Source organism: Pectobacterium versatile (assembly GCF_020166435.1).
In the GTDB taxonomy this organism is placed as follows: domain Bacteria; phylum Pseudomonadota; class Gammaproteobacteria; order Enterobacterales; family Enterobacteriaceae; genus Pectobacterium; species Pectobacterium versatile.
The window spans coordinates 12,694-32,740 of sequence record NZ_JAINZP010000007.1; the positions used below are offsets into that span (position 1 = coordinate 12,694).

At 52.9% G+C, this 20,047-nt stretch carries 12 protein-coding genes; 11 read left to right on the forward strand and 1 reads right to left on the reverse strand.

The features are described 5' to 3' along the window. Positions 1-520: 520 nt before the first annotated feature. From K7X24_RS10235 to K7X24_RS10260, 6 genes are all read left to right on the forward strand, one after another. Entirely contained in the window at positions 521-1,873 is a 1,353-nt protein-coding gene (locus K7X24_RS10235) for an MFS transporter (RefSeq protein WP_161529762.1), read from the forward strand. A gap of 813 nt (positions 1,874-2,686) precedes the next feature. Continuing rightward, a complete protein-coding gene (locus K7X24_RS10240) occupies positions 2,687-4,039 on the forward strand; it encodes a glucarate dehydratase family protein (protein WP_224554722.1) in 1,353 nt (450 codons plus the stop codon). A 36-nt stretch (positions 4,040-4,075) separates the two neighbouring features. After that, complete coding sequence (gene gudD / locus K7X24_RS10245) at positions 4,076-5,416, forward strand: glucarate dehydratase (protein WP_224554724.1); 1,341 nt, start codon at positions 4,076-4,078, stop codon at positions 5,414-5,416. A 69-nt stretch (positions 5,417-5,485) separates the two neighbouring features. After that, positions 5,486-6,256 (forward strand): 2-dehydro-3-deoxyglucarate aldolase, encoded by a 771-nt coding sequence (gene garL, locus K7X24_RS10250; RefSeq protein WP_010309153.1) that lies wholly within the window; start codon positions 5,486-5,488, stop codon positions 6,254-6,256. 59 nt (positions 6,257-6,315) lie between these two features. Continuing rightward, complete coding sequence (gene garR / locus K7X24_RS10255; protein ID WP_258874442.1) at positions 6,316-7,230, forward strand: 2-hydroxy-3-oxopropionate reductase; 915 nt, start codon at positions 6,316-6,318, stop codon at positions 7,228-7,230. A gap of 177 nt (positions 7,231-7,407) precedes the next feature. Continuing rightward, on the forward strand, positions 7,408-8,553 hold the full coding sequence (locus K7X24_RS10260; RefSeq protein WP_103861736.1) for a glycerate kinase: 1,146 nt from the start codon (positions 7,408-7,410) through the stop codon (positions 8,551-8,553). A gap of 471 nt (positions 8,554-9,024) precedes the next feature. Here the strand turns inward: K7X24_RS10260 and barA are convergent, their stop codons facing one another. Next, positions 9,025-11,820, reverse strand: coding sequence for a two-component sensor histidine kinase BarA (gene barA / locus K7X24_RS10265; protein WP_103861735.1), 2,796 nt, complete (start codon positions 11,818-11,820; stop codon positions 9,025-9,027). Between the two features lie 117 nt (positions 11,821-11,937). Here barA and rlmD point away from each other — a divergent pair, with 117 nt between their 5' ends. The 5 genes from rlmD (at position 11,938) to eno (ending at position 20,033) form a co-directional block, all read left to right on the forward strand. After that, on the forward strand, positions 11,938-13,287 hold the full coding sequence (gene rlmD, locus K7X24_RS10270; RefSeq protein WP_103971922.1) for a 23S rRNA (uracil(1939)-C(5))-methyltransferase RlmD: 1,350 nt from the start codon (positions 11,938-11,940) through the stop codon (positions 13,285-13,287). A gap of 53 nt (positions 13,288-13,340) precedes the next feature. Next, positions 13,341-15,575: a GTP diphosphokinase gene (relA, locus tag K7X24_RS10275; protein WP_103861733.1), complete on the forward strand. Its 2,235-nt coding sequence runs from the start codon at positions 13,341-13,343 to the stop codon at positions 15,573-15,575. Positions 15,576-15,962: 387 nt separating this feature from the next. After that, positions 15,963-16,775, forward strand: a complete 813-nt coding sequence (mazG, locus tag K7X24_RS10280; protein WP_224554726.1) for a nucleoside triphosphate pyrophosphohydrolase — start codon at positions 15,963-15,965, stop codon at positions 16,773-16,775. 226 nt (positions 16,776-17,001) lie between these two features. Beyond that, positions 17,002-18,639 carry a glutamine hydrolyzing CTP synthase gene (pyrG, locus tag K7X24_RS10285; RefSeq protein WP_010305827.1) on the forward strand — a complete coding sequence of 546 codons (1,638 nt, stop codon included), beginning with the start codon at positions 17,002-17,004 and terminating at the stop codon, positions 18,637-18,639. Between the two features lie 98 nt (positions 18,640-18,737). Next, positions 18,738-20,033: a phosphopyruvate hydratase gene (eno, locus tag K7X24_RS10290; RefSeq protein WP_224554728.1), complete on the forward strand. Its 1,296-nt coding sequence runs from the start codon at positions 18,738-18,740 to the stop codon at positions 20,031-20,033. Positions 20,034-20,047: the final 14 nt, after the last annotated feature.

A 20,047-nucleotide genomic window follows, 5' to 3' on the forward strand; every position in this document is an offset into this window, starting at 1 on the left:
ATCAGAAACACGGTGGTAACTATTACCACGCTATTACTTCATTGCTCGCTAATGAGTATACGTGAGGTTCCCTTCTCGTACATTATGCAATTGACCTAAGCCAGCGCTTTTTATTTCTGATTTATCAGGCGAAGACCCAATTTTTGGTGAGTTTGATCACATTCTTCCGGCGCACGGTTTTTAAGTCAGAAATGAAAATAATGTGTATGAATGTAAAAAGAGAATAGCGGCGTTTTTCGTGAAACACCTCGCACTATATAGGGCAAGTGCACCAACATATTCAAAAGGACATTTTTAATGTTGTGCTTTTAGCTAGTGAGCAGTCAGTGGGTAAAAATTATAATGTTCCTGCGAGTTGAAGATGTCAGCTAATTACTCTGATGCTATATAGCCTGGCTATTCGCAAAAAAAAATAAAAATGGGAATGTTAACTATCCACTGATCTTCATTCTGATAACCCTACACCGTTATCTGTTATTCGGAATGAATGAGCGAACCGCGATTGAAGCAGGAGTTCATCATGAATACAGTAAGCTCAGCAGCTGGCGCGATACAAAAGAGAACAAACGCCCGCTACTGGATTGTCGTGATGTTGTTTATTGTCACGTCATTTAACTATGGGGACCGCGCAACCTTGTCCATTGCTGGTTCAGCAATGTCTAAGGAAATTGGGCTGGATGCGGTGGGGATGGGCTATATCTTCTCTGCTTTCTCCTGGGCATATGTTATTGGGCAAATACCCGGAGGCTGGCTGCTCGATCGCTTTGGTTCAAAGAAAGTCTACTTCTATAGTATTTTTACCTGGTCGATTTTTACCTTATTACAAGGTTTTGTCGATATTTTCAGCGGTGCGGGCATCGTCATTTCCCTGTTCTTGCTGCGCTTTATGGTTGGTTTGTGTGAATCACCCTCCTTCCCGGGGAATAGCCGAATTGTAGCGGCCTGGTTCCCTGCTCAAGAGCGCGGTACTGCTGTCGCGATATTCAACTCGGCACAATACTTCGCTACCGTGATTTTTGCTCCTATCATGGGCTGGCTGGTACACGCCGTGGGTTGGGCGCATGTGTTCTGGTTTATGGGCGGATTGGGGATCATTCTGAGTTTTGTCTGGCTGAAAGTGATCCACGATCCTAAAGATCACCCTAGTGTGAATCAGGCCGAACTGGATTACATCGAGGCCGGCGGCGCACTGATCAATATGGATGCCAAAGGGTCGAAGAAAGCGACTGAGAAGGGTGAAAAATGGCACCAGATCAAACAATTAATGCAGTCCCGTATGATGCTTGGTGTTTACATCGGTCAATATTGTATTAACGCACTGACTTACTTCTTCATCACCTGGTTCCCGCTTTATCTGGTTCAGGCGCGCGGTATGTCGATCCTCAAAGCAGGATTCGTCGCCTCGGTTCCTGCTATCTGTGGTTTTGTGGGAGGCGTTCTGGGCGGCATTATTTCCGATTACCTGATGCGCCGGACTAATTCACTGACCTTTGCCCGTAAAACACCAATCGTTCTCGGTATGTTGCTCTCCATGTCGATGGTGATTTGTAACTACGTTGAAACCGAGTGGGTCGTTATTGCGGTGATGTCTGCAGCCTTCTTCGGCAAAGGCATTGGTGCGCTGGGCTGGGCGGTTATGGCCGATACCGCACCGAAAGAAATCAGCGGATTGAGCGGTGGACTGTTCAATATGTTTGGTAACGCGTCTGGTATCGTGACGCCGATTGCGATTGGCTACATCATCGGAATGACCGGTTCTTTCAATGGTGGTCTGGTGTATGTCGGGATTCATGCGCTGGTTGCGATCTTCAGCTACCTGTTCATTGTGAAAGAGATTAAACGTGTCGAATTGAAGCCGTTCGTTAAGAATTAAGGCCAGTCGTTACCGTATTAGTCTAGATATAGGCAATAAAACAAAACGCTGTTCCATCAGTATGATGGCGCAGCGTTTCGCTATATACCCGTCATACTTCAAGTTGCATATGCGTTGGCTGCGCTTAAATACTCGGCCCGTCGTGGGCCTCGCCCTGAAGGGCCGCTGCAAGCAGCGTTCAAATCTGCTCCCAGCAGATTTGTCACCCGAATCACTTACTCAAGTAAGCTCATCGGGACTCCCTCGCTTGCCGCCTGCCTGAAACTCGAATTATTTAGGGTATAGATTTGTCATTTATTCATGCCCTTTAACGTCGGGTTTTACCTCTTCGAAATCGAGTGCCAAGGGGACGTATTTCGGTGTTGATAAAGCAGGAATTCGCTTTTCCCAGTTTTCGTGAAACACCTCCCATTGGCCTGTGATAATGACATATTTAATCTGCATTTCGACAGGGAATGCTGTGCTATTGCCCAATGAGTTGTGAAATAAGAAAACTTATACTTTTTACTGAGGTTGGTGAGGCGGTACGAATTACAACACCGCATTCCTGACTGGTTTATTTCAGTAATAACCTGTTTTTATTCTGACAATCTTACAAGCCCTACAAGCATTGTTCAGTTCAAATCAGAGTAAAAACAAGGTCGCGCTAATAAAGTAGGAAAACAACATGAAATCATCTACTGGTGCACCATCTGTTTTTTATTTCTGTATGACTGAATTATTTTCATCCGCCTCAGCGCGCCCCTGCGTTGTGGCAACCATCGGAAACCTAAGCGTCAATCCTGTGCGATCCATTCATGACGGGAGCCTGTCATGACAAACTTTTCAGCGACGCCTGTGATTACCGACATGAAAGTCATCCCCGTTGCGGGCTATGACAGCATGTTGCTGAACATCGGCGGCGCGCATGGTGCTTACTTCACGCGTAACCTCGTCATTTTAACCGACAGCGCCGGGCATACTGGTGTCGGCGAAGCGCCCGGTGGTGAAGTCATCTACAACACGCTGGTTGAAGCCATTCCTCGTGTGAAAGGCGAACAAATCGCCCGCATGAACCGTCTGGTTCATGACATTCATGTCGGCAACCAGTCTTCTGATTTTGATTCCTTCGGCAAAGGTGCCTGGACGTTTGAACTGCGCGTGAATGCGGTGGCAGCACTCGAAGCGGCGCTGCTCGATCTGCTGGGGCAATTCATGGGTGTCCCTGTTGCCGAGCTGCTGGGGCCGGGTAAACAGCGTGATGAAGTCACCGTGCTCGGTTATCTGTTCTATATCGGCGATCGCACGAAGACGGATTTACCTTATCTGTCGGGTGAGAAAGTATCAGGTGAGAAAGGCAAGCACGAGTGGTATCACCTGCGTCACCAGCAGGCGATGGACAGCGACGCGATTGTGCGTTTGGCCGAAGCCACAACCGACCGCTACGGATTTAAAGATTTCAAACTCAAAGGTGGTGTACTGCCCGGCGAACAGGAAATCGATGCCGTGAAAGCGCTGAAAAAGCGTTTCCCGGATGCGCGTATTACCGTCGATCCAAACGGTGCCTGGCTGCTGGATGAAGCGATCGGATTGTGCAAAGACATGAAGGGCATTCTGACTTACGCGGAAGACCCGTGTGGTGCCGAACAAGGTTTCTCCGGTCGTGAAGTAATGGCGGAATTCCGTCGTGCCACCGGGCTACCGGTCGCGACCAACATGATTGCGACCAACTGGCGCGAAATGAACCATGCCGTGATGCTACAAGCGGTCGATATTCCGTTGGCCGATCCCCATTTCTGGACGATGCACGGTGCGGTGCGCGTCGCCCAACTGTGTGATGAGTGGGGTCTGACGTGGGGCTGCCATTCCAATAACCACTTCGATATCTCTCTGGCGATGTTCACGCACGTGGGGGCTGCGGCACCGGGTAACCCGACGGCGATTGATACGCACTGGATCTGGCAGGAAGGGCAGCATCTGACCAAAGAGCCACTGCAAATCGTCAACGGCAAAATTAAGGTGCCGGATCGTCCCGGTCTGGGGATTGAGCTGGATAGGGAACAGGTCATGAAGGCTCACGATCTCTACAAAAAATTACCGAGCGGGGCACGTAATGATGCCGTCGCCATGCAGTACCTGATTCCTGGTTGGACATTTGATCGTAAACGCCCGGTTTTTGGCCGCTAACCCTACATAGAAAAATGAGAGAGAAAGGATAAGAAAATGACATTGCAAAGTTCAACGCCGGTGATTACCCACATGCAGGTTATTCCGGTTGCAGGTCACGACAGTATGTTGCTCAACCTGAGTGGCGCACATGCACCTTATTTCACTCGCAACATTGTGATTCTGAAAGATAACGCCGGGAATACCGGTGTCGGAGAAATTCCCGGCGGTGAGAAAATCCGTCAGACGCTGGAAGATGCTGCCGCGCTGGTGGTGGGCAAAACGCTGGGCGAATACAAAAACGTGATGACGGCGGTGCGTGCGCAGTTCGCCGACCGCGATTCTTCCGGGCGCGGTTTGCAGACGTTCGATCTGCGTACCACCATCCATGTCGTCACGGGGATCGAAGCCGCCATGCTCGATCTGCTGGGGCAATTCCTCAATGTCAGCGTGGCCTCGCTGCTGGGTGATGGGCAGCAGCGTGATGCCGTCGAGATGCTGGGTTATCTGTTCTACATTGGCGATCGTAATAAAACCGATCTGCCTTACCAGAGTCAGGCTAACGAGAAATGCAACTGGTATCGTCTGCGTCATGAAGAAGCGCTGACGCCAGAAACCATCGTGCGTCTGGCTGAAGCTGCGTATGAAAAATACGGTTTCAACGATTTCAAACTGAAAGGCGGCGTACTGGCCGGTAGCGAAGAGGCCGAAGCGGTGACCGCGCTGGCGAAACGCTTCCCGCAGGCCCGCATCACGCTGGATCCAAACGGTGCCTGGTCGCTGGATGAAGCCATCGGTCTGGGCAAACAGTTGCGTGGCGTGCTGGCGTATGCAGAAGATCCGTGCGGCGCGGAGCAAGGCTTCTCGGGTCGTGAAGTGATGGCGGAATTCCGCCGTGCGACGGGGCTGCCTACCGCGACCAACATGATCGCTACCGACTGGCGACAGATGGGGCACACTATTTCGCTGCAATCGGTCGATATTCCGTTGGCCGATCCGCACTTCTGGACAATGCAAGGTTCCGTACGCGTGGCGCAAATGTGCCACGAATGGGGCTTAACCTGGGGTTCTCACTCCAATAACCACTTTGATATTTCACTGGCCATGTTTACTCAGGTCGCCGCGGCGGCGCCGGGCAAGATTACGGCGATTGATACGCACTGGATCTGGCAGGAAGGCAACCAACGCCTGACGAAAGAACCGTTGCAGATTGTTGGCGGCATGGTGGAAGTGCCGAAGAAACCGGGTCTGGGCGTCGAGCTGGATATGGATCAGGTGATGAAAGCACACGAACTGTATAAAAACATGGGATTAGGCGCACGTAACGACGCCATGGGAATGCAGTACCTTATTCCTGAGTGGACGTTTGATAATAAACGTCCGTGTCTGGTTCGCTAACGTTCTGATTTTCCGTTTTTTGAGCGCGCCGCTTCAGTCAAGCGGCGCTGGAATGACCGAGGATAAAAAATGAAGACTCCGCTGTTACCTAACCGTTTTCGCCAAGATTTGCTGCAGGGGAAAACGTTGATTGGCTGCTGGTGTGCGCTGGGCAACCCGATTTCAACTGAAGTGCTGGGGCTGGCGGGATTCGACTGGCTGGTGCTGGATGGAGAACATGCGCCTAACGATATCGTGACGTTTATTCCTCAGCTCATGGCGCTGAAAGGCAGCCACAGTGCGCCTGTCGTCCGCCCGCCGTGCAATGAGCCGATCATCATCAAGCGACTGCTGGATATCGGGTTCAATAACTTCCTGATTCCTTTCGTGGAAACGGCGGAAGAGGCTGCGCGTGCGGTCGCGTCAACCCGTTATCCGCCAGCAGGCATCCGCGGCGTTTCCGTGGCGCACCGTAGCAACTGCTATGGCACCGAACCGGACTATTTCGCCAAGATTAACGACAACATTACCGTCGTAGTGCAAATCGAAAGTCAGGACGGCCTCGACAATCTGGATGCAATTATTGCCGTTGACGGCGTAGACGGCGTGTTTGTTGGCCCGAGCGACCTGTCTGCGGCGCTGGGCTATCTCGGTCAGCCTAATCATCCTGACGTGCAGAAAGCGATCCGCCACATCTTCGATCGCACCGCTGCGCACAACAAGCCGTGCGGCATTCTGGCACCGGTTGAAGCCGATGCGCGTCGCTATCTGGAATGGGGCGCAAGCTTCGTTGCGGTCGGTAGCGATCTGGGCGTGTTCCGCAGCGCAACACAGGCGCTGAGCGACAAGTACAAGAAGTAATGGATTAATTCCGTGCGAATCGGATCCGCCATGAGGTGGGTTCATCGTGAATTGAAGTGATATCTACATCAGACAATGAGGTTAGGGCGATGAAAATTGGTTTTATTGGATTGGGCATCATGGGAAAACCGATGAGTAAAAATCTGCTGAAAGCAGGTTACTCATTAGTCGTGATGGATCGAAATCTGGACGCGGTCGCGGAAGTGGTTGCAGCGGGCGCTACGGCGGCTGAAACGCCGAAACAGGTTGCGGAGCTGTGTGATGTCATCATCACCATGCTGCCTAACTCTCCACACGTTAAAGAGGTGGTGCTGGGTGAAAACGGCGTCATCGACGGTGCGCGCGCCGGAAGCATTGTGGTGGATATGAGTTCAATCGCCCCGCTTGCCAGCCGTGAAATTGCTACCGCACTGGCGGCGAAAGAGATCGCTATGCTGGACGCGCCAGTCAGCGGCGGTGAACCGAAAGCGATTGACGGCACGCTGTCTGTGATGGTCGGTGGCGACAAAGCCCAGTTTGAGCGCTGCTTTGAGATTCTGAAATCCATGGCAGGTTCTGTTGTACATACTGGTGATATCGGTGCAGGTAACGTGACCAAACTGGCGAATCAGGTGATTGTGGCGCTGAACATTGCCGCCATGTCCGAGGCGCTGGTGCTGGCGACGAAAGCAGGGGTTAACCCGGATCTGGTTTATCAGGCGATCCGCGGTGGATTGGCTGGCAGCACCGTGCTGGATGCGAAAGCGCCGATGGTGATGGATCGTAACTTTAAGCCAGGTTTCCGCATCGATCTGCATATCAAAGATTTGGCGAACGCGCTGGATACCTCACACGGCGTCGGCGCACAACTGCCGTTAACGGCGGCAGTGATGGAAATGATGCAGGCGCTGAAAGCGGACGATCTGGGATCGGCTGACCACAGTGCGCTGGCGTGTTACTACGAGAAGCTGGCCAAAGTTGAAGTTACGCGATAAGCCGTGAAGCGATAGTCACGAGGCTGGCACAGGATGCCAGCCGACTGGCAGATAATCACTCTGATCTACCTACTGGGTTTCAGGATCTACTGCCCTGAACGTTGGCAGGTATAAGCGCCGTTTCATGAGCGCGCGGATTATTGATGCAATCGGAACGTTGATGAAATCGGATCGTTTATGAAAATAGTGATCGCACCGGATTCTTATAAAGAAAGCCTGTCTGCACAAGAGGTTGCTACGCAGATTGAAAAGGGATTTCGTGAAATATTCCCCGATGCCTGCTATGTCAAATTGCCTGTTGCAGATGGTGGGGAAGGCACCGTTGAAGCCATGGTCGCTGCGACCGATGGCAAGATTGTGAATGTTAAGGTGACAGGACCGTTAGGCGATAACATCGACGCGTTCTTTGGCCTGTCTGGCGATGAAAAAACGGCTTTTATTGAGATGGCGGCAGCGAGCGGTCTGGAACGAGTGCCTTCGCAACTGCGTAATCCGTTAAAAACGACCAGCTATGGCACGGGCGAATTGATTCGCTGCGCGTTAGATCACGGTGTTCGACACTGCATCATCGGCATTGGTGGAAGCGCAACCAATGACGGCGGGTCGGGCATGGTGCAGGCGCTGGGCGCGAAGTTGCTGGATAAGCAGGGCGAACAGATCGGTTTTGGCGGGGGTGAACTCGACAAACTCGCTCGCATTGATATCAGCGAGCTGGATGAGCGTATTAAAAATTGTCGCTTTGAAGTGGCCTGTGATGTGACCAACCCGTTGACGGGGAAACTGGGTGCGTCGGCGATTTTTGGCCCCCAGAAAGGGGCAACGCCGGAGATGATTGAACAACTGGATAATGCGCTGAAGCATTATGCGGCGGTGATTCGCCACGATCTGGATATGGACGTGGAACACGTTCCCGGTGCGGGGGCGGCGGGCGGTATGGGTGCGGCGCTACAGGCTTTTTGCGGCGCTGAGCTTCGTCAGGGCATTGAGATTGTCACAGAAGCATTGGGGCTGGATGAACTGGTACGAGATGCCACGCTGGTGATTACTGGGGAAGGGCGCATCGACAGCCAGACGATTCACGGTAAAGTGCCGATTGGCGTGGCGCGAATTGCCAAACAGTATAACAAACCAGTGATTGGTATTGCTGGCAGCCTGACGGCAGATGTCGGCGTGGTGCATGAACATGGTCTGGATGCAGTATTCAGCGTGCTTTACAACATCTGCTCACTAGAAGAAGCGCTGGATAATGCGGCAGAGAATGTGCGGATGACGGCACGTAATATCGCCGCCACGATCCGACTGGCGCAGTCTGTGTCGCGCTGAGCACTATCGTGATGCGGTTAATCAGCGCCTTTTATCTACACGTTTTTATGCAGATGCGGAGGCGGTTTCGTGCGCTCGTCCCTTAAACGTTCAGCGTTAGGTTCTCCCTCTGTCAGTCTGCTGTTTCTTATACGAATGCAGCGACATTGTGGGTTTTGCCGTTATCCGGCGTAAAAAATTATGCTGAGGAGATAGCGGGCTTCGGATGAGCCGCAGGACGCGGCGAAAGCTTGCGCCACGTCGGGAACGTGTTGCAAGCGGTCCGTAAAGCCAGATACCGACGAAGGCCCCGCGTTAGCGGCATAATTTCCGCCAAAAAGCCTGGGGTCACGGGGCGAGCGGCGTTTGAGCCGTCCCGTGTCGGGCGCGTGCTGCGGAGGAGCATGGAATAGCCATATTGTAAGCGCACGAAACTGTCTCCACAGCCACATAAAATATGACGAAGAGACAGGGCTATGCTGGGGATATTGATTACGAATGCATAGGTTTGATATGCGGCTGGGCGGCTTTGTTGACGTTGTCGATTTCGTCCAGCAGCTCTAGCCATTCGGGTTCCAGATCGCTGGCGTGAACGCCTTTACGCAGCTGTTGTTCCAGATAACGGCAGATGCGTTGCAGACGCGGAACGCCGCTGTAGCTGCAACTGCCGTGCAGTTTATGAACCAGCTCGATGATGTCATCATCCGTCTGCCCCTTCAGCACGTTTTCTATCTTCCGCTGAACCTCTGGCAAGAAATCCAACAGCATTTGCAGCAGGTCGCGCGCCAGTTCCGGCTTGTTGGCCGCCTGTTGCTGCGCCAGCGCCCAGTCGAGTGATAGCTGGCTATCGTCGTGCTCGTTCAGTAATCCCGTCATCTCGCCCCGATTGCGCTTCAACGGATCTTGCCGTGCATGACGCGTCAACACGCTTTTCAGCATCTGTTCGTCTATCGGTTTCGCCAGATAGTCATCCATACCCGAACGCAGCAGATGCTCACGTTCACCCGTCATAGTCTGCGCCGTCACCGCGATGATAGGCGTGGTGGCATGGTGAGGGATCTGACGGATCAATTCGCTGGCGCAAATGCCGTCCATACCCGGCATCTGAATATCCATGAGAATAATGTCGCACTGATTCAGTTCTGCCTGTGCAATCGCATCTTGTCCGCTTTCGCACAGGATAATCGTCTCGACCTGCTCTTCCAGCAGCGTGCCGATCAGTTTCAGATTAGCTGGATTGTCATCCACCGCCATCACCCTCAACGGTAAACGGGCGAGATGGCGTGCGGCACTCTGATGCGATGCAGTATCGTCCGGCAGAAAAGAGAACTGGAACAGCGTGCTGTCCTGTAACAGCGGCAGCAGGCGTGAGGCGGCGAGCGGTTTGCTCAGGCAGGCATGCACGCCGAAGGTTTTCAACTGCTCGGCATCCATTTGCGCCAGGCTGGGCAGCGCCAGAATCACACAGGGCGAGCGGCGGCAGATATCGCGCAGTCTGGGCGTGTAATCGAGCAGCGTATTACGGTATTGCACGGGAATACCGAGCAGCAGGATATCAAATTCCCCTTCTGGCAGTTGCTCAAACGTCGGGCTGTAGCTCACGATGAGCGGCGTCTGACTCAGGATATCCAGCGTGGCCTGTGCGGCGATGGGATGGTATTCGACATAAGCCAGATGTTTGCCTTGCAGCATCGTGTAGGCGGGTTCGGTCGGTATCGCGTGCGGGTTGAGCGGTAGCGTGATGTGGAACCAGAAGGTCGATCCCTTGCTGAGTTCGCTCTGAAAACTGATATCGCCACCCATTTCTTTGACCAGACGTTGGGTGATGACCAGCCCGAGCCCTGTACCACCATGACGGCGAGAAATGCTGGTGTCGGCCTGACGGAAAGCCTGGAACAGCTGCGATTGCTGCAACTCGGCAATACCGATGCCGGTATCGCGTATTTGCACCTCTAACTGCACCTGATGAAGTTCCTGACGACGCTTCTCCACCCGAATATCGATGTTGCCCTGTTCGGTAAATTTAATCGCGTTGCCCAGCAGGTTGGTGATGATTTGCTGTATCCGTAGCGGATCGCCGACAAACTGTTCGGGTACGTCATTCTGAATACTGAGCGTCAGCTCCAATCCTTTTTCATGTGCCGTGTGCGCCAGCAGCATGACAACGTCGTCCAGCGTGTTGTGCAGCGAGAACGGAATATCCTCCAGCACCAGCTTTCCGGCTTCTAGCTTCGAGAAATCCAGCACATCGTTAATAATATTCAGCAAGTTATTGGCGGACCGCTCGATGGTGAGCAGATAGTCCGTCTGTGTCGTGTTCAGCGGTGTTTTCAACGTCTGGCGGGTGAAACCGATCACGCCATTCAGCGGCGTTCTCAGTTCGTGCGACATATTTGCCAGAAACTCAGACTTGATGCGGGCGGCTTCCTGTGCGCGCTTTTTAGCCAGATCCAGCTCGACGTTTTGGATCTCCATCTGCTCCAGCGTTTCCCGCAGATCGTAGGTCGCCTGATCGATATTTTGCTGCATTTCTTCGTGGTAGGCGGTCAGCGACATCGCCATCGAGTTGATGCCGTTTTTCAGCATATCCAGTTCGCCGAGCATGTAACCTTCGACCCGGCTATCCAACTGCCCACGACGAATACGATCGACGGTATCCACCATATTGCGAATAGGGGTGGTGACATCCCGCATCAGACGATAGGCAAAGATGACGGCGGCGCCCAAAGATAACAGCAGCAAGAGCGCGGCAATGAAAATTTCCTGATACTGCTGAAGCCGAATGGTGCTGGTATCCAGCTCGATCACCAGATAGCCGAGAGGTGTCGCGGTGCCGGGCAGCACGGGCGTTGTTCCGCCCTGCATGAATTCGCTGTCAGTGACGATCGGCATGTGCAGAATCAGCGCGTCATTCGTGTGGTGCAGGTGCAGCTTATTGTGTGCAAGCGCATCGCTGCTGAGCGACTCTAAGGTCACGTTGTTGCGGACGTTGGTGGTGGCGAGGAGCTGATTACGCGCATCGAACACGCTAATGGTACGAATAATCGCGGAGTGACGGCGATGAAGCGTATTGATTAACGCGGGAATCGTGTCCATCTGCCGATGAGTAATGGCATAAGCGCTGATGGTCGCCAGCGGCTCAATGATGCTGGTGCCCGAATCGGCCAATTGCGACTGCAACTGATTGTAACGATGGATGACGAAGAACGAACTAAGCAGCAGTCCGATCATTAGCGTCGGTGCCAAAATCAGTATCAACATCCGTGCACGAAGACTGTATTTGGTCATGGGGTTCCAATGTGGGAGAATTAGAGGATGCTGAGCACCCAATGATGTAATTAGTTATCGGGTACTGCATGTACCGGTTACAGCCGTTCAACTCAAGAGATCAATCGATAGTACATTATGGCGCAATTCTACTCTCCAAACCGGCGTGTGACGACCCGGAAAGCAATTCCTGCTAAGAACCTCACTGTTACGGTCACGTCGCTTGATCCGTTTGGGCAGGGGGTGGCGCGTCACGAAGGCAAGACGGTGTTTGTCACGGGTGTACTGCCGGGAGAGCAGGCCGAGGTCCAACTGACAGAAGAGAAGCGTCAGTTTTCGCATGCAAAACTTAAACGCCTGCTGACGCCTAGCCCGCAGCGCGTTGCGCCGCCGTGCCCGCATTTTACCCGCTGTGGCGGTTGCCAACAGCAGCACGCGGACATCGCGCTGCAACAGAGCAGTAAATCGGCTGCATTGATGCGTTTGATGACGCGGGAAACGGGCGCAGAGCTGCCTGAAGCCTCGCTGATTGCTGGCACACCTTATGCCTATCGGAGGCGCGCGCGGCTTGCGTTATACTTTCAGGCAAAAGAGCAGCGTCTGTTGATGGGCTACCGGCAGTCAAATTCTCACGATCTGGTGGATATCAAAGCCTGTCCGGTGTTGCGCCCCGAGCTTGAAGCGCTGCTGCAACCGCTGCGCGATTGCCTGAGTCGATTAAAGGCGGTGAAACGCCTTGGGCATGTGGAGCTGGTGCAGGCGGAGAACGGTCCGCTGCTGGTGCTGAGGCACCTTGACCCACTCCATTCATCGGATCAACTGGCGCTGCGTGATTTTGCGCAGCAGCAGGGCGTTTCGGTTTATCTGGCACCGGATGCCGATTCGCTGACGTGTTTACAGGGTGAAGAGCCGGTTTATCACGTTGCTGGGCTGACGCTGGCCTTTAGCCCGCGTGATTTTATTCAGGTTAATGACGCAGTGAACCAGCAGATGGTCGCGCAGGCGCTGGCATGGCTGGATGTGCAACCGCAGGATAGAATATTAGATCTGTTTTGTGGCATGGGTAACTTCACGCTACCGCTGGCACAGCGTGCCGCCAGCGTCGTTGGTGTGGAGGGGGTGACCGCGTTAGTTGAGAAAGGACGCGAGAATGCCCGACGCAATGGGTTGTCCAATGTCACATTTTTTCACCAAAATCTTGAAGATGACGTCACGCAGCAGCCATGGGCGGCTCAGGGTTTTGATAAGATATTACTTGATCCGGCACGTGCGGGTGCGGCAGGCGTGATGGAGCAGATAACCAGACTGGCACCGAAACGCGTGGTGTATGTCTCCTGTAACGCCACGACGCTAGCACGCGACAGCAAAGTATTACTGGCCGCTGGTTATCGGCTGGCGAATGTCGCCATGTTGGATATGTTTCCACATACCGGTCACCTTGAATCGATGGCACTGTTTTTGCACGATACCGGCACGCGAAAGGCGTAATAGGCAGCAAAGCGGCGTCGTTTGCAAGGTGAAGGGTAACGTAGGGAGAAATTATGGTTGCGGTAAGAAGTGCGCATTTGAATACGGCAGGTGAGTTTGTCCCTGACGCGTGGATTGCTTCACTGGGTATTTCCAGCCAGCAATCGTGTGAACGTTTAGCCGAAACCTGGCGTTACTGTGAGCAGCAAACGCAAGATCACGCCGATGCATCGCTACTGCTGTGGCGCGGCATTGAAATGGTGGAAATCCTGTCCACGCTGAGCATGGACAATGACAGCATGCGCGCGGCGCTGCTCTTTCCGCTGGCAGACGCGAACGTGGTGGATGAGGCGACGCTGGAAGCCGCGTTTGGTAAAAACATCGTTGATTTGGTGCATGGCGTGCGCGATATGGATGCAATCCGCCAGCTCAAAGCGACGCAGAATGATTCAGGCTCGTCTGAGCAGGTCGATAACATCCGCCGCATGCTGCTGGCGATGGTGGAAGATTTCCGCTGCGTGGTGATCAAGCTCGCCGAGCGGATCGCGCACCTGCGTGAAGTGAAGGATGCCCCGGAAGAAGAACGGGTATTGGCGGCCAAAGAATGTACCAATATCTATGCGCCACTGGCTAACCGCTTAGGTATCGGCCAGTTAAAGTGGGAGCTGGAAGATTTCTGCTTCCGCTATCTGCATCCTGATGAATATAAAAAAATCGCCAAGCTGCTGCACGAGCGCCGTATCGATCGTGCGCAGTACATTGACGATTTTGTCAAAACGCTGCGCAACGCGATGAAAGAAGAGGGCGTGCAGGCGGAGATCTACGGTCGTCCTAAGCATATCTACAGCATCTGGCGCAAGATGCAGAAGAAAGCGCTGTCGTTCGATGAGCTGTTCGATGTCCGTGCGGTACGCATTGTCGTTGAGCGCTTGCAGGACTGCTACGGGGCGCTCGGTATCGTGCATACCCATTATCGCCATCTGCCGGACGAGTTTGACGACTACGTCGCTAACCCCAAACCAAACGGCTATCAGTCCATTCACACGGTGGTGTTAGGGCCGGGTGGAAAGACGCTCGAAATTCAGATTCGTACGCGACAGATGCATGAAGATGCCGAACTGGGCGTCGCAGCACACTGGAAATACAAAGAAGGCACCTCCGTGGGCGGGCGTTCCGGTTACGAAGGCCGCATTGCCTGGCTGCGTAAACTGCTTGCCTGGCAGGAAGAAGTGGCGGATTCGAATGATGTACTGGACGAAGTTCGCAGTCAGGTGTTTGACGACCGGGTTTATGTCTTTACGCCGAAAGGCGATGTGGTGGATCTCCCTACGGGCTCCACGCCGTTGGATTTTGCTTATAACATCCACAGTGATATCGGGCACCGCTGCATCGGGGCGAAAATCGGCGGACGTATCGTGCCGTTTACCTACCAACTGCAAATGGGCGATCAGATTGAAATCATCACCCAGAAGCAACCGAACCCGAGCCGTGACTGGCTGAACCCGAATTTAGGCTATATCACCACCAGCCGCGGACGTTCGAAGATCCAGAACTGGTTCCGTAAGCAAGATCGCGACAAGAACATTTTGGCGGGTCGACAGATTCTGGATGACGAACTGGCGCATTTGGGTGTCAGTCTGAAAGCCGCGGAAAAACTGTTGCTGCCACGTTACAACGTGAATTCGCTGGATGAGTTACTGGCTGCTATCGGCGGCGGTGATGTTCGTCTGAACCAGATGGTGAATTTCCTGCAATCGCAGCTAAAACAGCCGAGTGCGGAAGAGTTGGATCGCGAAGCGCTGCGACAGCTGACGCAAAAATCGCATCAGCCAGCGGCACGTAACACGAAGGACAACGGTCGCGTGGTAGTGGAAGGTGTGGGCAATCTGATGCACCACATTGCCCGCTGCTGCCAGCCGATCCCGGGTGATGAGATCACCGGGTTTATCACGCGCGGACGCGGAATTTCGATTCACCGCGCCGACTGTGAACAGTTGGATGAACTACGCGCCAGCTCGCCGGAGCGCATTGTGGATGCGGTATGGGGCGAAAGCTACTCCAGCGGCTATTCGCTGGTGGTGAGGGTGATTGCCAACGATCGTAGCGGCTTGCTGCGGGATATCACCACAATTCTGGCGAATGAGAAGGTTAATGTACTGGGCGTCGCCAGCCGCAGCGATACCAAGCAGCAACTGGCCACGATTGATATGGATATCGAGATCTACAACCTGCAAGTGCTGGGCCGCATTCTGGCGAAGCTCAACCAACTTCCAGATGTGATCGATGCGAGGCGCCAGCAGGGGGCGTAAATACTGGTTTCACCATCAGCCAGGTGAAAATCTTGTGCGGGTGTGGTGAACAGTTTCGTGCGTGATTAGCCGTATTGTTCTTTGTGGCACCATTGCCACGCCCGACTGAGGGATGCTCAGACGCCGCATCCCTCAGAACCCAGGCTTTTGGCGAGAATTGTGCCGCGATGCGGTTCCTTCGATGAACATGCCCGCTGTCGAGCCGCCTGTGACGCGTTCCCTACGCGGCACAGGCTTTCGCCGCATCCATGCGGCTCACTCGGCGATCATGTGCATCTCAGCACAATTTTCTACGCCGTTTAAATGAAGATAGTGATGTCTTTGCGCTTTTTAGCACAGTTAGCTACCGTGTTTTGCTATTTTCACACAAATTTTTTCAGGAATATTATGATTGTACCTTTGACGAATTTATCCTCCGTTGAGCGCCTGCTCGCCATCATGAAAACCCTACGTGACCCTGAAAATGGTTGTCCGTGGGATAAGGAACAGACTTTTGACACTATCGCGCCTTATACGCTGGAAGAAACGTATGAAGTGCTGGATGCCATCAGCCGTCAGGATTTTGATGACTTGCGCGGTGAGTTAGGGGATTTACTGTTTCAGGTGGTGTTTTACGCGCAAATGGCGCAGGAAAAGGGCTTGTTCGATTTCTCCGATGTGTGTAACGCCATCAGCGACAAGCTGGAACGCCGCCACCCGCATATTTTCGGCGATCTGACGCTGACGGACAGCGATGCCGTGCTGGCAAACTGGGAGCAGACCAAAGCGCAGGAGCGGGCGGAGAAAGATCGTCATTCGCCGTTGGACGACATTCCTGATGCGCTGCCTGCCTTAATGAAAGCGCAAAAAATTCAGCAGCGTTGTGCCTCTGTTGGCTTCGATTGGGACAGCCTGGGGCCGGTGCTCGATAAAGTGTACGAAGAGATCGACGAGGTGATGTTTGAGGCGCGGCAAGCCGTTGTCGATGAAGAAAAATTAGGTGAAGAGATTGGTGATTTATTGTTCGCCACAGTCAATCTCTCTCGTCATCTGGGGCACAAGGCTGAGAATGCATTACAGGCGGCAAATCGCAAGTTCACGCGTCGTTTTCGTGAGGTAGAACAAATCGTTACGGCATCGGGAAAAACGCTGGAACAGGCGACGCTGGATGAAATGGAAGCCGCATGGCAGCAGGTAAAAAAACAGGAAATAGGCCATTAATCCGTTTTTAATCACAAACCCTGTTTTTATCGATTTTAATGAATATATTTTATTGTTATTAAAGGTAATTATTGGTTTTGGTGAGAGCGGTTTTACTTCACCTTCGAGGGGGTTGGAATCGCCACATTGTGTAAAACGAACATTTGTGGCGTTCATCAGGTTCAGGTATACTACTTTCCCGTCTTGGTACCTCCATCGTCTTTAAACCTAAACTCTCAGGTTCAGCATGACAACTAATTATATTTTTGTGACCGGCGGGGTCGTTTCCTCTCTGGGTAAAGGCATTGCCGCAGCCTCTCTGGCGGCTATTCTTGAAGCCCGTGGCCTCAACGTTACCATCATGAAACTGGACCCGTACATCAACGTGGATCCGGGCACGATGAGCCCGACGCAGCACGGTGAAGTGTTTGTCACCGAAGACGGCGCCGAAACCGATCTGGACTTGGGTCACTACGAGCGGTTCATCCGCACCAAAATGTCGCGCCGCAACAACTTCACCACTGGCCGTATCTACTCTGATGTCCTGCGCAAAGAGCGCCGTGGCGACTATCTGGGCGCGACCATTCAGGTGATCCCGCATATCACCAACGCGATTAAAGAGCGCATCATTGAAGGTGGCGAAGGCCACGATGTCGTTCTGGTAGAAATCGGTGGTACCGTCGGCGATATCGAGTCTTTACCGTTCCTTGAAGCGATTCGGCAGATGGCGGTGCAAGTGGGCCGCGAACACACGCTGTTTATGCACCTGACGCTGGTGCCGTATCTGGCGGCGGCGGGCGAAGTGAAAACCAAGCCGACGCAGCACTCCGTTAAAGAACTGCTTTCCATCGGTATTCAGCCTGATGTGCTGATTTGCCGTTCCGACCGCACCGTGCCGGCCAACGAGCGTGCAAAAATTGCTTTATTCTGTAATGTGCCGGAAAAAGCAGTAATATCCCTTAAAGACATTGATTCAATTTATAAAATCCCGTCGCTATTGAAATCACAGGGGCTGGACGATTATATTTGTAAACGATTCAGCTTGAACTGTCCCGAAGCCAACCTGTCAGAATGGGAACAGGTTGTGTATGAAGAAGCGAATCCGGGCGGTGAAGTTACTATCGGTATGGTCGGCAAATATGTTGCACTGCCTGATGCCTACAAATCCGTTATTGAAGCCCTGAAACACGGCGGGTTGAAGAACCGTCTGACGGTGAATATCAAGCTGATCGACTCACAGGATGTTGAAACCCGTGGTGTCGAAGTATTGAAAGATTTAGACGCTATTCTGATTCCGGGCGGTTTTGGCTATCGTGGCGTCGAAGGGAAAATCATGTCGGCGCGTTACGCCCGTGAGAACAATATCCCTTATCTGGGCATTTGCCTGGGGATGCAGGTCGCATTAATGGAATTTGCCCGTAACGTTGCCGGAATGGAAGGCGCAAACTCAACGGAGTTTATGCCAGACTGTAAGTATCCGGTGGTTGCGTTGATCACAGAATGGCGTGATGAGAACGGCAATGTTGAAGTCCGTGATGAAGCAAGCGATCTGGGCGGCACCATGCGCGTTGGTGGGCAGCAATGCCATCTGACCGAAGGCAGTCTGGTGCGTCAGATGTACGGTGAGCAGACGATTATCGAACGTCACCGTCATCGTTATGAAGTTAACAACATGCTGTTGAAACAGATTGAAGCGGCGGGATTACGGGTTGCTGGTCTTTCCGCCGACCGCAAACTGGTGGAGATTGTTGAATTACCCGATCATCCCTGGTTCGTTGCCTGTCAATTCCACCCGGAATTCACGTCAACGCCGCGAGATGGACATCCCCTGTTTGCCGGCTTTGTGAAAGCCGCTGGCGCGTACCAGAAGCGTCAGGTGAAGTAAGAGTTATATCAGCAACGCGCGATCGCTATCGCGCGTTGTTCGTCTAGGGTTTTAGTTCTATCTAAAGTTTTAGTTTAACTTGTACTGAGGAAAATCTAATGTCCAAAATTGTTAAAGTCATCGGCCGTGAAATCATCGACTCACGCGGAAACCCAACTGTTGAAGCGGAAGTTCATCTGGAAGGTGGTTTTGTAGGTCTGGCTGCTGCGCCATCAGGAGCTTCTACTGGCTCTCGCGAAGCACTGGAACTGCGTGACGGTGACAAATCCCGTTTTCTGGGCAAAGGCGTAACGAAAGCCGTTGCTGCTGTTAACGGCCCGATTGCTCAGGCTGTACTGGGTAAAGACGCGAAAGATCAGGCGAACATCGACAAGATCATGATCGACCTGGACGGTACTGACAACAAATCCCAGTTCGGTGCTAACGCTATTCTGGCTGTTTCTCTGGCTGCCGCTAAAGCCGCAGCAGCGTCAAAAGGCCTGCCGCTGTATGCTCACATCGCTGAACTGAACGGCACCCCAGGCAAATACTCTATGCCACTGCCAATGATGAACATCATCAACGGCGGCGAGCACGCGGATAACAACGTTGATATCCAAGAGTTCATGATTCAGCCTGTTGGCGCGAAAACCCTGAAAGAAGCCATCCGTATGGGTTCTGAAGTGTTCCACACCCTGGCTAAAGTTCTGAAATCCAAAGGTATGGGTACTGCTGTTGGTGACGAAGGTGGCTATGCGCCAAACCTGGGTTCCAACGCCGAAGCGCTGGCTGTTATCGCTGAAGCGGTAAAAGCAGCAGGCTACGAGCTGGGCAAAGACATCACTCTGGCGATGGACTGCGCAGCTTCTGAATTCTACAAAGACGGTAAATACGTTCTGGCTGGCGAAGGCAACAAAGCGTTCACCTCTGAAGAATTCACCCACTTCCTGGAAGATCTGACCAAACAGTACCCAATCGTTTCTATCGAAGACGGTCTGGACGAATCTGATTGGGCTGGCTTCGCTTACCAGACTAAAGTTCTGGGCGACAAAATCCAGTTGGTTGGTGACGATCTGTTCGTAACCAACACCAAGATCCTGAAAGAAGGTATCGAGAAAGGCATCGCTAACTCTATCCTGATCAAATTCAACCAGATCGGTTCTCTGACCGAAACGCTGGCTGCAATTAAAATGGCGAAAGATGCAGGCTACACGGCTGTTATCTCTCACCGTTCAGGCGAAACTGAAGATGCAACCATCGCTGACCTTGCAGTAGGTACCGCAGCTGGCCAGATCAAAACCGGTTCTATGAGCCGTTCTGACCGTGTTGCTAAATACAACCAGCTGATTCGTATCGAAGAAGCGCTGGGTAATGCTGCACCGTTCAATGGCCTGAAAGAAGTTAAAGGCCAGTAATTACGCCTCTGGTG